This window comes from Halobaculum limi (assembly GCF_029490015.1).
GTDB classification, from domain to species: domain Archaea; phylum Halobacteriota; class Halobacteria; order Halobacteriales; family Haloferacaceae; genus Halobaculum; species Halobaculum limi.
The window spans coordinates 1,846,167-1,858,388 of the sequence record NZ_CP120468.1; the positions used below are offsets into that span (position 1 = coordinate 1,846,167).

At 66.3% G+C, this 12,222-nt stretch carries 14 protein-coding genes and 1 pseudogene; 5 read left to right on the plus strand and 10 right to left on the minus strand.

Annotated features, from left to right (window positions below; all coding sequences use genetic code 11):
• Positions 1-117: 117 nt before the first annotated feature.
• The 3 genes from P0D77_RS09195 (at position 118) to P0D77_RS09205 (ending at position 2,537) form a co-directional block, all read left to right on the plus strand.
• On the plus strand, positions 118-1,476 hold the full coding sequence (locus P0D77_RS09195; protein WP_277552718.1) for a RimK family alpha-L-glutamate ligase: 1,359 nt from the start codon (positions 118-120) through the stop codon (positions 1,474-1,476).
• Positions 1,477-1,568: 92 nt separating this feature from the next.
• Positions 1,569-1,763 carry a DUF5786 family protein gene (locus P0D77_RS09200; RefSeq protein WP_277552720.1) on the plus strand — a complete coding sequence of 65 codons (195 nt, stop codon included), beginning with the start codon at positions 1,569-1,571 and terminating at the stop codon, positions 1,761-1,763.
• A 165-nt stretch (positions 1,764-1,928) separates the two neighbouring features.
• A complete protein-coding gene (locus tag P0D77_RS09205; RefSeq protein ID WP_277552722.1) occupies positions 1,929-2,537 on the plus strand; it encodes a flagellin in 609 nt (202 codons plus the stop codon).
• A 71-nt stretch (positions 2,538-2,608) separates the two neighbouring features.
• Here P0D77_RS09205 and P0D77_RS09210 read toward each other — a convergent pair whose 3' ends face one another.
• Positions 2,609-3,280, minus strand: a complete 672-nt coding sequence (locus P0D77_RS09210; protein ID WP_277552724.1) for a DNA-3-methyladenine glycosylase family protein — start codon at positions 3,278-3,280, stop codon at positions 2,609-2,611.
• 141 nt (positions 3,281-3,421) lie between these two features.
• Here P0D77_RS09210 and P0D77_RS09215 point away from each other — a divergent pair, with 141 nt between their 5' ends.
• Positions 3,422-5,398, plus strand: a complete 1,977-nt coding sequence (locus P0D77_RS09215) for a 3-hydroxyacyl-CoA dehydrogenase/enoyl-CoA hydratase family protein (protein ID WP_277552725.1) — start codon at positions 3,422-3,424, stop codon at positions 5,396-5,398.
• A gap of 108 nt (positions 5,399-5,506) precedes the next feature.
• Here the strand turns inward: P0D77_RS09215 and P0D77_RS09220 are convergent, their stop codons facing one another.
• From P0D77_RS09220 to P0D77_RS09240, 5 genes are all read right to left on the minus strand, one after another.
• Complete coding sequence (locus P0D77_RS09220) at positions 5,507-5,998, minus strand: cupin domain-containing protein (RefSeq protein WP_277552727.1); 492 nt, start codon at positions 5,996-5,998, stop codon at positions 5,507-5,509.
• Between the two features lie 72 nt (positions 5,999-6,070).
• On the minus strand, positions 6,071-6,688 hold the full coding sequence (locus tag P0D77_RS09225) for a class I SAM-dependent methyltransferase (RefSeq protein WP_277552729.1): 618 nt from the start codon (positions 6,686-6,688) through the stop codon (positions 6,071-6,073).
• An 81-nt stretch (positions 6,689-6,769) separates the two neighbouring features.
• Positions 6,770-7,594: an SDR family NAD(P)-dependent oxidoreductase gene (locus tag P0D77_RS09230; protein WP_277552731.1), complete on the minus strand. Its 825-nt coding sequence runs from the start codon at positions 7,592-7,594 to the stop codon at positions 6,770-6,772.
• 46 nt (positions 7,595-7,640) lie between these two features.
• Positions 7,641-8,792 (minus strand): galactonate dehydratase, encoded by a 1,152-nt coding sequence (gene dgoD / locus P0D77_RS09235; RefSeq protein WP_277552732.1) that lies wholly within the window; start codon positions 8,790-8,792, stop codon positions 7,641-7,643.
• A 50-nt stretch (positions 8,793-8,842) separates the two neighbouring features.
• Positions 8,843-9,286, minus strand: a complete 444-nt coding sequence (locus P0D77_RS09240) for a DUF7988 family protein (protein ID WP_277552734.1) — start codon at positions 9,284-9,286, stop codon at positions 8,843-8,845.
• A 113-nt stretch (positions 9,287-9,399) separates the two neighbouring features.
• On the opposite strand from P0D77_RS09240, the gene P0D77_RS09245 reads away from it, so the two are divergent.
• The gene (locus P0D77_RS09245; RefSeq protein WP_277555774.1) at positions 9,400-9,663 is read left to right on the plus strand and encodes a BolA family protein; all 264 of its coding nucleotides are present in this window, start codon (positions 9,400-9,402) and stop codon (positions 9,661-9,663) included.
• Positions 9,664-9,696: 33 nt separating this feature from the next.
• Here P0D77_RS09245 and P0D77_RS09250 read toward each other — a convergent pair whose 3' ends face one another.
• From P0D77_RS09250 to P0D77_RS09265, 4 genes and pseudogenes are all read right to left on the minus strand, one after another.
• Positions 9,697-10,518 carry an MOSC domain-containing protein gene (locus P0D77_RS09250; RefSeq protein ID WP_277552735.1) on the minus strand — a complete coding sequence of 274 codons (822 nt, stop codon included), beginning with the start codon at positions 10,516-10,518 and terminating at the stop codon, positions 9,697-9,699.
• An 84-nt stretch (positions 10,519-10,602) separates the two neighbouring features.
• The gene (psmA, locus tag P0D77_RS09255; protein ID WP_277552736.1) at positions 10,603-11,352 is read right to left on the minus strand and encodes an archaeal proteasome endopeptidase complex subunit alpha; all 750 of its coding nucleotides are present in this window, start codon (positions 11,350-11,352) and stop codon (positions 10,603-10,605) included.
• Between the two features lie 152 nt (positions 11,353-11,504).
• Positions 11,505-11,678, minus strand: a pseudogene (locus P0D77_RS09260) (HVO_2922 family protein); the annotation flags it as partial.
• An 86-nt stretch (positions 11,679-11,764) separates the two neighbouring features.
• Positions 11,765-12,160 (minus strand): tautomerase family protein, encoded by a 396-nt coding sequence (locus tag P0D77_RS09265; protein WP_277552738.1) that lies wholly within the window; start codon positions 12,158-12,160, stop codon positions 11,765-11,767.
• Positions 12,161-12,222 lie beyond the last annotated feature (62 nt).

Consider the following 12,222-nt stretch of genomic DNA (forward strand, 5'->3'; position numbering starts at 1 on the left):
ACTCCACCGGGACGACGGGTGAAACGTAGGGCGTCGATCGAGCGTGACACCCGCTGTCGGTTCGCAACGACCGAACGGACCGGGACACATTTCTGTCCTCCGTCGAGTGTCGGTGGTATGAACGACGATTCGGTTCGTGTCGGGGTCCTCTCGCTCCACACGAGCAAGGAGTCGAAAGCAATCTGTAACGCCGTCGAGGCGCTGGGTCACGAACCGGAGTGGCTGCGGCGCGAGAACGCTGCCATCAGCATCGAAGACGACGAGGTCACCGTCGAACCGGACGTCGACGTCGTCGCCAACCGGATGCTCCTCTCGAACATCGAACAGCCCGCGGAGGGCCTCGGTCTCGCGCACACGTTCGGCCGTGCTCGACCCATCCTCAACGATCCCTCGGCCGTCCTGACGGCGATGCACAAGTTCGCCTCGGCGGTCGCGCTCGCGGAGGCGGACCTCCCGGTGCCGGACGCGCTGCTCGCGCTGTCGAACGATCGGCTCAACGATGGCCGCGAGCGCTTCGGCGACGAGGGTGTGTACAAGACCGCTATCGGAACTCACGGCGGCGGGACCTGGAAGATCGACCTCACCGAACCGGTAAACCCGATGGTCGGGAACCGACAGGCGTTCCTGCAGGAACTCATCGACCGCGACGACGCCCGCCACCACGATACGCGCGTGTACGTCGTCGGCGACCAGGTCGTCGGCGCGATGAACCGCTACGCCCCCGATGGCGACTGGCGCACCAACGTCGCCCTCGGCGGGGACGTGGAGGACGCCACCGAGTCGCTGGACCCCGAGGCACGCGAAATTGCGCTTCGCGCCTCCCAGACTATCGGCCTCGACTACGCCGGCGTCGACCTCGTCGAGGGGTACGACGGCTGGTACGTCCTCGAGGTCAACCCCACCGCCGGGTTCAAGGGACTGTTCAAGGCCAGCGGTCGCTCGCCTGCGCCCCACATTGCCCGTCTCGCCATCGAGAAGGCCGGCGGCACGGTCGACGACGACCTCGTGCGAGAACTGTCGTCGGTACTCGACGACTCGACGCCGGCGTGTATGCCCGCTCAACACCGCTTCAACGACGGACAGATCCCGATCATCGGCTACATCGAGGAGGTCCACGTCGCCGGGACGCAGGGGTCGACGCAGGCGTTCGCCAAATCCGACACGGGCGCGACCCGCTCTTCGATCGACACCAAACTCGCCGCCCAAATCGGCGCAGGTCCGATCAAGAGCATGACCCGCGTGAAGTCCGGGTCGGTCAAGTCGGGGAAGGCCCGTCCGGTCGTCGACCTCGTGGTCGGCATCGGCGGCGAACAGCACACGGTCACCGCCAGCGTCGAGGACCGCTCGCACATGGAGTACCCGGTGTTGCTCGGACGCGACATCCTCCAGCACTACCGCGTCGACGTCCAGCGTCGCGCGGACGATGGGGCCAATCCCGACCTCGACGAAGAAGAAGAGGAAGGCGCTGAGGAGTGAACACGCGCTGACGACGGTCGGACGTGTCACTCGCTGATAACTGACGCGGCGATGCCGGGTCGCTTTTCACGCTCGCGCCCACGATTCCAGCTATGGGTTTCGGGAGCTACGACGAATCCGAGCAGGAGCGTCAACAGAACGACGGCGGCGAAGCCGGTGACGGGTCGACCGTGGACGCCCACGAGAACGACCACGACGGCAAGGCGAGTTTCGAGGCGGGTGCCTCGACGGACGACCTCGTCTCCCAACTGCAGGATATGAAAGACGACGAAGACGAAGACGAGTAAGCCGCTCCCCGATTTTCTGGTTCTTCTCACGCCCCTGAGCCGCTGTTCCGGTGTGCCTCCGATAGTATCAGCTTTGAAACTTAGCGGTGAAAGTATATATTCGATGTCTCCGCGACTTGTGGTACGCCCGGTTCGTCCACGCGAACGGGTGGGAGCAACACACAGATGTTCGAGTTCATTACGGACGAGGAAGAGCGCGGTCAGGTCGGTATCGGCACGCTCATCGTGTTCATCGCGATGGTGCTTGTGGCAGCAATCGCCGCCGGCGTGCTGATCAACACCGCTGGCTTCCTCCAGAGCAAGTCGCAGGAAACGGGTCAACAGAGCAGTAAGCAGGTTAGCAACCGCCTCCAGGAGGTTGCCACGGTCGGCAACGTTACGAGCAGCGATGAGGTCAACATCGTGAACGTGACGGTCACGCAGGCACCCGGTGCCGGTGAGATCGACGTACAGAACGCGACGGTAACGTGGATCGGTCCGACGGGGACGTACCAGTTACAGTCGACCACGTCGAACTACAGTACCGCTGGTCCAGACCTGAGTGACGGTACGTACTCGTACGCGTCGGTCAAGAACGTCGCCGGTAACGAGAACGTGCTCAACGACCCCGACGACCGCTTGAACCTCGTCTTCGATGTCGACGCGTTCGCACCGAACAACCTCGGCGAGGGCGACGAGGTCACGATCAAGATCAACACGATGTCCGGCGCGACCACGAGCATCCGCTTCACGGTCCCCGAATCGCTCGGGCAGAAGGAAGCCGTCGAACTGTAAGTCGGCTCCCTCTTCTCACCTCTCGACACAGCACAACCACACAGTGGCGACGCCGAGCGCCTCGTGACTGCTTACGCGTCGTCTCCGGCAGTTTCGATGACCTCGTCGACGGTCGCCGCGATATCTTCTTTCGCTCGCCACAGGTACAGCGAGGCGTAACTCCGGTACGGCGCCCATCGCTCGGCCGCTTCGGTCATCTCACCACGCGACATCTCGCGGCCGAACAACTCCTCCATCCCCTTTCTGATCCCGAGGTCGCCCACGGGGAACACGTCGGGGCGGCCAAGCGTGAACAGCAACTGCATATTCGCGGTCCACTCGCCGACGCCGGTGATGGCGGTGAGTTTCGTGCGGACCTCGTCGTCGGTCATCTCCGCGAACGATTCCCGGTCCCAGCCGTGGTCTGCGAACGCATCGGCGACATTTCGGACGTAGCGGGTCTTCTGCCGCGACAGGCCGGCGTCTTTCAGCGTCGACTCCTCGGCCGCGAGGACGCCCTCGGGGGTCACCTCGACGGCGTCGAACAGGCGCTCGCGCGTCGCCTCCGCCGAGGCCATCGACACCTGCTGGCGCAGGATCGACACGACGAGTCGCTCGAACGGGTCGTCCGCAGGCTGGATGGTCAACGGGCCGTGTCGCTCGACGACCGGACCGAGCAGGTCGTCCGCACGAAGTGCATCGAGTGCCGCACGGTCGGTGGGTGCGAGGTCGTCGAAGGCGTCTGTGTCGGCGTCGACGGGCATACCCAACCGTGTGAACGGGGGTGAGAAACGGCTTTCGGGCCTCAGCCCGTCGACCCGCCACAGCAACTCAGGAAAACGGGCGACGTGTTGGCGTCGCGACGGAGGGAAACGTTGAACGGGTGGCACTCCGACGCGTCGAACATGGACGTTGATGACGTAGAAACGGTCGCGGTACTCGGCGCTGGAAACATGGGGCACGGCATCGCGGAGGTGGCCGCGCTGGCCGGCTTCGAGGTGCAGTTGCGTGACATCAACGAGGAGTTCGTCCAGAACGGCTACGACCAGATCGAGTGGTCGCTGGGCAAACTCGCCGAGAAAGACCAGATCTCGGAGGCGGACGCCGACGCCGCCCTCGAACGTGTTTCGGCGGTCGTCCCCGTCGAGGACGCCGTCGCCGACGCCGACCTCATCATCGAGGCGGTGCCCGAAAAGATGGACATCAAGAAGGACGTCTACGCCGACGTGGAGGCGCACGCACCTGACCACGCGGTGTTCGCGTCAAACACCTCCAGCCTCTCGATCACGGAGCTGTCGGAGGTGACCGACCGCGAGGAGCGCTTCTGTGGTATGCACTTCTTCAACCCGCCGGTGCGGATGCAGTTGGTGGAGGTCATCTCGGGCGCACACACCGACGACGCAACGCTCGACCTCGTCGAGGACGTCGCCGAGCGGATGGGCAAGACGCCGGTTCGCGTCCGGAAGGACTCGCCAGGGTTCATCGTCAACCGCGTGCTCGTCCCCCTGATGAACGAGGCGGCGTGGCTCGTCCACGAGGGCGAAGCGACCGTCGAGGAGGTCGACTCCACCACGAAGTACGACCTAGGGCTCCCGATGGGGAGTTTCGAGTTGGCCGACCAGGTCGGCATCGACGTGGGCGTGCACGTCCTCGAGTACATGCACGAAGTGCTCGGTGACGCCTACGAACCGTGTCCCCTGCTCACCGAGAAGGTCGAGAACGAGAACCTCGGCAAGAAGACGGGCAAGGGGTTCTACGACTACGAGAGCGGCGCGGGCGCGGACGTGCCCTCCGACGCAACCTCGGAGTCGGTCAAAAACGCGCTGCTCGCCGTGATGGCGAACGAAGTCGCCGGCCTCATCGGCAACGACGTCGCCGACGCGGCCGACATCGACCAAGCGGTGAAACTCGGCGCTGGCTTCCCTGACGGCCCCGCGAAGATGGCCGACGGCGTCGGTCTCGACGTCCTCCTCGACACGCTCGACGAGCGTCACGAGGAGACGGGCGCGGAGCGCTACGAGGCGGTCGACTACCTCCGCGACCTCGTCGAGGAGGGCAGCGGCTTCCGCGACAGCGGCGACGACGAAGACGACAGCGTCGAGTTCGAGACCATCCGGATCGAACGCGACGGTCGCGTTGGGCACGTCGTCCTCGACCGTCCGCACCGGATGAACACCATCTCCGGCGAGATGCTGGACGAACTCGCGGTTGCCATCGACGAACTCGAAGCCGACGACGAGATTCGTGCGGTCCTCGTCACCGGCGAGGGCGAGCGTGCCTTCTCCGCTGGAGCAGACGTCCAGAGTATGGCTGCCGGCGGCGGCGACCCGCTCCACTCGGTCGAACTCTCGCGCAACGGCCAGTCGACGTTCGGGAGGTTCGAGGAATCCGATATGCCGGTCGTCGCCGGTATCGACGGCTACTGTCTCGGCGGCGGGATGGAGTTCGCCACCTGCGCCGATATGCGAGTCGCCTCCGAGCGCTCGGAACTCGGACAACCCGAACACAACCTCGGCCTCCTGCCGGGGTGGGGCGGCACGCAGCGCCTGCGCCACATCGTCGGCGAGGGGCGTGCGAAAGAGATCATCTTCACCGCCGACCGCTACTCCGCCGAGGAGATGGCCGACTACGGCTTCATCAACGAGGTCGTCGCCAACGAGGACCTGAAGGAACACGCGATGGACCTCGCGAAGGATCTGGCCGCCGGCCCGCCGGTCGCCCAGCGTTACACGAAGCGCGCGATGCTCGCCGGGCGCGACGACACCGACGCAGGACTCGAGATCGAGGCGCAGGCGTTCGGTCAACTGATGAACACTGACGACCTGATGGAGGGCGTGATGGCGTTCATGTCCGACGAGGAACCGGAGTTCGAAGGGAAGTAAGCGAGGTCGAGCGAGCGGAGCGAGCGAGACCTCGTACTATCGGCGGCGAGGTCCGAAGGGCCGAGCCGCCCAGTAAGCCGGTGGAATCGAGTGGGCGCCAGCTGCCGACTACATCCGCAGGCCGTACTTCTCACACAGTTCCGGGACGCTCTCGGGATTCATCTCCAAGTCGTACCGCGCCGAGACCTCCATCAGGATCGGCACGGTCTCTTCGTTCAACTCGCGGCCGTCCATCTGCTCTGCGAGTTCGCCGAAGAAGTCGTCGAAGTCGCTCGATCCGATGATCTCGAGGAAGCGCAACTCCTCGTCGCCGGCGTTCCAGAACGTGTGCCAGACGTCGCGGCCCTTCACGACGAACTCGCCGGCGGGACACGTCGACACCTCGTCGTCCGCGAGGACGGTCATCTCGCCGGTGAGGACGTACGACACCTCGTCTTCGTTGTGGTGGCGGTGTAGTGGGGCCGCGAGCGCCTTCGGCGGCAGTGTGTGTTCGACGACGGAGATGCCAGCCTCGTTCTCGGCGGAACTGATGCGACGGGTCGCACCGAGGAGGCCGAGGTCGACGTCGTACCGCTCGGGTGGCGTGCCGATGGAACTCATCGGCAGGGGTACGCGCCGTCGTGTCGAAGCAGTATCCACAACATAGTCGCCTGTTTCCGACCGACAGCGACCTCAGCCGAGTTTGAACGCCCGGATCGTGTCCCGTTTCGTCGGCTCTTTCACCACCTGCACGCCGCCCAGATCGGAGAAGATAGCCTTCCAGTTGCGGTGATACAGCGGGAACTCGTCGTTGACGTAACTCACCTCCGCCCCCTCGCGGCCGCGCTTCGCGCTGTTACCCTCGTTCTCGACGGTGACGAGCAGATCCGAGCAGACGCGGACCACCTCCTCGAACACCCACGTGTCGTCGGGGTGGACGTGCTGGAGTGTCTCGACAGTGTAGACGGCGTCGAAGGCGTCGTCGTCGAACTGGGGAAGGATGTCTTCGATAGCGCCGACGTAGAACTCGCCGGTCGCCGAGAGGTCGGGGAAGTACTCGTCCATCACGTCGAACGACTCGTCGTTGATGTCGATGCCCGCGAGACGGTCGAAGCCGCCACGCCGCAGGTGTTCGAGATGTCGGCCCGACCCACAGCCGAGTTCGAGGACGCGCCCCTCGTTCCCGACGTAGAAATCGATGGCGGAGCGAATCGTCTCGCTCGTGTCGTCCGGACCTTTCTCGGCGTAGTAGCGGGGGGAGAACTCCCCCTCGCGGTCGGCCCAGTCGTCGCGGACCTCGTCGGGGTTCATATCACGCCCGACGCACCGCGGCGGTAAACGTCCGCCGGACTCGTGCGGGCGACCGTCGGTGTCGGTAGCGCCTCCCGCCGCCTACTCCTCGCGGCGTTCGCGGTAGTCCGGGAGGAAGTCGTCCTGCAGGACGGCGCCGCGGCCGCCGTCGACGGTGAGACTTGCGCCGGTGATGAACCCGGCTTCGTCGCTCGCGAGGAACGCGACCGCGCTTGCGACGTCTTCGGGGACGCCGATGCGTCCGGTCGGGTGGATGCCCGCGAGTTCCTCGCGCCGCTCCTGATCCATATCGCCGGTGGTGCGGTCGATAGCGACCCAGCCGGGGTTCACCGTGTTCACGCGAACCTCCGGCCCGAAGTCGACGGCCATCGCGCGGGTCATCCCGTTGATTCCGGCCTTCACCGCGTTGTACGGGAAGATGCTCGGCGTCGTCGCGAACGCGTGGTTGCTGGACATATTGACGATGGCGCCTTCCTCCATCTCCTCGCGGGCGTGTTTCGCACACAGCCAGTACGAGCGGAAATCCGTCTCCAAGACGAAGTTCCAGTCGTCCATCTCGGCCTCGTCTGCGGCGGTGTACGTCTCGACGCCCGCGTTGTTCACGAGGACGTCGAGACGGCCGAACTCGTCGGCGGTCGCCTCGAACAACGCGGCGATGTCGTCGGGGTCGCGCATATCCGCGCGGACGAAGACGGCCTCGCCGCCGAAGTCTTCGATGGCGGCGACCGTCTCCGCGCCGGCGTCCTCGCTGCGCCCGGTGACGACGACGCGAGCGCCCTCGGCCGCGAGGCGTTTCGCGACGCCCGCACCGATTCCACGCGTCGATCCGGTGACGACGGCCACCTTCCCCGTGTAGCGTTCGCGCGGTTCGAGTTCGTCGATGGCGCTGGTGTCGAGACTCGTCATTCGGGTCGTACGTCACCACCCGCCGACTTGACCGTTGGTTTCGTCCTCACCACTCGGTGACGCTCCCGTCGGGCCGCCGCCAGACGGGATTGTGCCAGTCGTCGTGACCGTCGCGTTCTGCCAACACCGACTCGTCCACCTCGATGCCGAGTCCCGGGCCGTCAGGAACTGGGACGAAGCCGTCCTCGTACTCGAACACGGAGGGGTCGGCGAGGTAGTCGAGGACGTCGCTCGTCTCGTTGTAGTGGATGTCGAGGCTCTGCTCTTGGATGAGGGCGTTCGGCGCGACGGCATCGAGTTGGAGACACGCGGCCAGCGCGACCGGCCCGAGCGGACAGTGGGGTGCGACCGACACGTCGTACGCGCCCGCCATCGATGCGATGCGATGGCACTCGGTGATGCCGCCCGCGTGGCTCAGGTCCGGTTGGATGATGTCGACCGCGTTCGCTTCCAGAATCTCCTTGAAGTCGGTGCGGTGGAACATCCGTTCGCCAGTCGCGATGGGCGTGGACGTACTCGCGGCGATGGCTGCGAGCGCGTCGTTGTGTTCGGGGAGCACCGGTTCCTCGATGAAGAACGGGTCGTACGGCTCCAGTGCCGCCGCGAGTTGCTTGGCTGCGGTCTTCGTCGCGCGACCGTGGAAGTCGACGCCGATGTCGACGTCGGGGCCGACCGCCTCCCGCACCGTCCGCAGGCGCTCGGCGGCCTGTTCGATCGTTGCCGGCGACTCAACCCGCTCCAGTTCCGGCGTCGCGTTCATCTTCAGCGCGGTGAACCCTGCGTCCACCTTCTCCTCGGCTGCCTCCGCGACGCCGGCGGGCCGGTCACCGCCGACCCACTGGTAGACGCGAACCCGGTCGCGCACCGGGCCGCCGAGCAGTTCGTGGACGGGTGCTCCGAGGTGTTTGCCCTTCAGATCCCACAACGCCTGGTCGATGCCGGCGATAGCCGACATCAGGACGGGCCCGCCGCGGTAGAAGCCGCCTCGGTAGAGGCGCTCCCAGTGGTCGGCGACGGGCGCTGGGTCCTCGCCGACGAGGTACTCCTCGACGAGTTCCTCGACGGCGCCGCGGACTGTGCTGGCGCGCCCCTCCACGACGGGTTCGCCCCAACCGACAGAGCCGTCGGCACACTCGAGTTTGAGGAAGAGCCACCGTGGCGGCACCGCGTACAACTCGTAGTCGACGATTTCGGTCATACTCGGTGGTTTCCGCCAGCCTGCAAAAGTCCACAGGTGTCGCCACCAGATTACCGGAGTTCGACTGTCAGAATCTCGCCGGCGTCGCCTTCCGTGCGCCGATACGTCGGCGCGTCGCCGGAGCGGTCGACGGTGAACACCTCGACGGAGACGACCAGTCGCCCAACCTCGGGGAGTGTCGCGCGGACGACGGGGCCGGTCGCAGTCACGACGAGGTACGGCGGCGCGGCGACGGGTGCGGCCGGAAGGCGAACGCCGAGTGCGTCGGCTCCCGTCGCGAGCATCGTCGGTACGTGGTCGAGGACACCGTGTTGCCGCAGTGCCTCGTGCAGCGGCGGAACCACGGCGTCGCGGTCGGTAGTCGCGTCACCGTCCCACCGCGACGCGACCGCGTCGGCACAGGCGCTCACCGCGTCGAACAGCGTCTCGTGTTCCGCGAGGAGTCGCTCGTGGACCAGCGATTCCGGGTCGTCGGCGGCTGCTCCCGGTGGCACGAGAGAGCGTTTCCCGTCGGCCGTGGTAAGCGCGTCGGCACTCCGTGGGGCCAGACTCGACTGCCCGCATCGACCGCTTTTTGCCCGCCGCTCGCACACAGAGAGGTATGAGTATGACTGCCGCCGACGTCGAGGCCGCCATCGAGGCGGGCATCGAGGACTGCGAGGCGACCGTCACGACGCCGCGTGCGCCCGACCCGGACCACGAGGACGCCCACTTCGCCGCCGTCGTCGTCTCGCCAGCGTTCGATGGGAAGTCGCTCGTCCAGCAACACCAGATGGTGTACGACGCGGTGGGCGAGGCAATGACGCGCGACGTGCACGCCTTAGAGATCAAGACGTACACGCCCGAGGAGTACGAGGAACACGGCCAGTAACGTCGCCCGCGCCCGCAAGCAGACGGACCGATTCTACGCCGACTCCGTCCCGACGAGTCGCACGTCGTCGCCGACGCGGAGCGTGCCGCCCACACTCGACTCGGGGACGACCGTGTTCACCATCAGTCGGAAGTAGTGGTCGAAGCGCCCGCCGCCGCTCCACGGCGGCATCGTCTCGCGGCGTCTCTCGACGAACCGCGTCCGGAAGCCATCCGTCTCCGCGCCGGTGTCGGGGTCGCGCGAGGGGACGACACACCGCTGGCAGGGGTTGACGCCGAGGAGGTCCGTGTCGTCGACACGGAAGCGGACGCGTTCACCCAGTTCCCCGACGAGGCGGTCCTCAGCGAACGGTTCCCTGGTCGCGAGTTCGACGTTCGCGCGGAGGCGGCGTCGCATCGAGTCGACCGAAACCCCGTCGTACCACGACGCGACCACGCGCAGCGTTCCTAACGAGATGACCGTCGGCCCCGTGAGTTCGGTGTCGTCCGGGTATCCACCAGCGCGTTCGCCGACCATCGACACGTCGTAGTCGAGGAACTCGGTGAGCCACGTCTCGATTCCTGTGCGGTCGTCGTCAAGGTGGAACGTCGCCGCTGCTGGCGCGTCGTCGTCGCGGGGCGCGTCGAGGCCGACCATGCGCGCATCGAGGTCGATGTCGGCGCGGACGCGGTGGATGCGTCGCTCGTTCTTCCCGTTGACGTAGTCGCCGTCGGCGTCAAGGAGGGCGAACTCGCGGTCGGGCGCGAGACCGCCGCCGTCGGCGAGCGTCGCGGCGTCGACGTCGACGCCGTCGAGCGACTTGATTGGGTATACGCGGACACGGTCCAGCGTCGTCGCGAGTGAGTCGTCGGTCATACCGCTTTGCAGGGTCGGATCGGCGTAAAACCGCCCGTCAGCAGACGGACGAAGGCGGCGTGGCGACGACGGGAGCCGTATCCGTTACTCGGCGTCCTCGTCCGCGTCCTCGTCCGCATCGGGCAGGTCGAGGCCGTCGACGAGGTCTGCGATCTCGTCGGCGGTGAACGACGTGTACCCCTCCTCGGAGACCGTCGCGACCGAGAGGTCGTCGGCGGTGAGTTCGTCGTTCGCGTGGAACAGCGCACGAAGCGCGAGGCCGATGCCGTCGTCAAGGGTGAGTTCCTTGCTCCACTCCTCTTCGAGCAGTTCCTGAATCTGCTGCCGGGAGCCGCCGATGGCGGTCGCCTTCCACTCGTGGGGCGTCCCCGACGGGTCCGCACCGAACAGGCGCGGTTGGCCGTTCTCGATGCCGCCGATGAGGAGGGCGGCGCCGTACGGGCGGGTGCCACCACGCTGGGTGTTCTCCTGGATGTGGTCGGTGATGTACTTCGTGAGGGTCTCGACGCCGACAGGCTCCTGATACCGCAGGCGGTTGCCCTGCGCCATCCGGCGAGCGTAGTCGATCAGTTGGCGGGCGTCGGCGACGTGGCCGGCGCTGGCGGTGCCGACGTGGTCGTCGAGTTTGTGGAGTTTCTCGATGGACTCCGACTCCATCAGCGTCGAGGATGCCTGCGCCTGCGCCGCGAGGACGACGCCGTCGCTCGTGCGGACGCCGACGGAGGGTGCGCCGCGCGAGACGGCCTCGCGTGCGTACTCCACCTGGTAGATGCGCCCGTCCGGCGAGAACAGCGACGTTCCGCGGTCGTACGCCTGCTGGTCGTTACCCCTCATCGAGTCTCACCGACGTGTGTCGTCGCGAGTGCGTTCATCGCTCACGGGTATGGGGTCACGCCGGAAAAAGCCTCCCTAAACGGAGGTTTAGCTGACGGCTCCGATCGGGTGACGAGACCGGGTCGGGGGCGACGGCCTCAGCGGTCGACCTTCACCACGTTCGCGTCCGGTGCGTTCCGCTTGACGCTCGTGATTCCCTCCTCGGCTTTCTGCTTGCTCGCGTACCCCTCGCCGGAGTCGGCGATGATGTTCCCGTTGTCGTGTTCGAGTCGCCAGCGCCACTGCCCTGCCGTATCCTGATACACCTCGAACGTCGCTTTACTCGCCATACTCGTGTGTACTCGTTGAACGGACTATTACCTGCTGGTGAGCGGCGGTGCTGTGTCGACGCCGCAGGTCGATCCAGTCACTCCTACTCCGACTGCTCCGGCGCGGTGGCTTCGTCCGGGTCCCACGAGTCGAGTGGGTCGCCCCCGAGGACGAAGTCTGGACCCTCGTGTTCGGTGAACACGACGTACACCGTCTGTTCGGGAATCCCGAATCGCTCGCCGAGTTCGCTCGTCAGCCGTCGGGCGAGGTTGTGGCGTTGGTCGGTCGTCCGTCCCACGCGGATGTCTGCGTTCACGAACGCCACCGGGTCGTCGTCGTCGGCCTGGCCGAGGTGCGGGTCCGTCTCCGTCACGACGACGCCGACGTGGTCGGTTCCGGTGTCCATCACGTCGCCGTACGTCTCGGCGACCCACGCGGCGAACGCGGCACGGTCGTCGTCTCCAACGGGAACGGAGAGGTCGAATCTGAGGTGTGGCATACCCCGTATCGATCCGCTCGCAGAATAAATGCGGCCGCGGTGGCGGTTCTCGGCCGAGGTGA

Coding starts and splice junctions, on each gene's coding strand:
- P0D77_RS09195 (WP_277552718.1), top strand. CDS start 118: ATGAACGACGATTCGGTTCGTGTCGGGGTCCTCTCGCTCCACACGAGC.
- P0D77_RS09200 (WP_277552720.1), top strand. CDS start 1,569: ATGGGTTTCGGGAGCTACGACGAATCCGAGCAGGAGCGTCAACAGAAC.
- P0D77_RS09205 (WP_277552722.1), top strand. CDS start 1,929: ATGTTCGAGTTCATTACGGACGAGGAAGAGCGCGGTCAGGTCGGTATC.
- P0D77_RS09210 (WP_277552724.1), bottom strand. CDS start 3,280: ATGCCCGTCGACGCCGACACAGACGCCTTCGACGACCTCGCACCCACC.
- P0D77_RS09215 (WP_277552725.1), top strand. CDS start 3,422: ATGGACGTTGATGACGTAGAAACGGTCGCGGTACTCGGCGCTGGAAAC.
- P0D77_RS09220 (WP_277552727.1), bottom strand. CDS start 5,998: ATGAGTTCCATCGGCACGCCACCCGAGCGGTACGACGTCGACCTCGGC.
- P0D77_RS09225 (WP_277552729.1), bottom strand. CDS start 6,688: ATGAACCCCGACGAGGTCCGCGACGACTGGGCCGACCGCGAGGGGGAG.
- P0D77_RS09230 (WP_277552731.1), bottom strand. CDS start 7,594: ATGACGAGTCTCGACACCAGCGCCATCGACGAACTCGAACCGCGCGAA.
- dgoD (WP_277552732.1), bottom strand. CDS start 8,792: ATGACCGAAATCGTCGACTACGAGTTGTACGCGGTGCCGCCACGGTGG.
- P0D77_RS09245 (WP_277555774.1), top strand. CDS start 9,400: ATGACTGCCGCCGACGTCGAGGCCGCCATCGAGGCGGGCATCGAGGAC.
- P0D77_RS09250 (WP_277552735.1), bottom strand. CDS start 10,518: ATGACCGACGACTCACTCGCGACGACGCTGGACCGTGTCCGCGTATAC.
- psmA (WP_277552736.1), bottom strand. CDS start 11,352: ATGAGGGGTAACGACCAGCAGGCGTACGACCGCGGAACGTCGCTGTTC.
- P0D77_RS09265 (WP_277552738.1), bottom strand. CDS start 12,160: ATGCCACACCTCAGATTCGACCTCTCCGTTCCCGTTGGAGACGACGAC.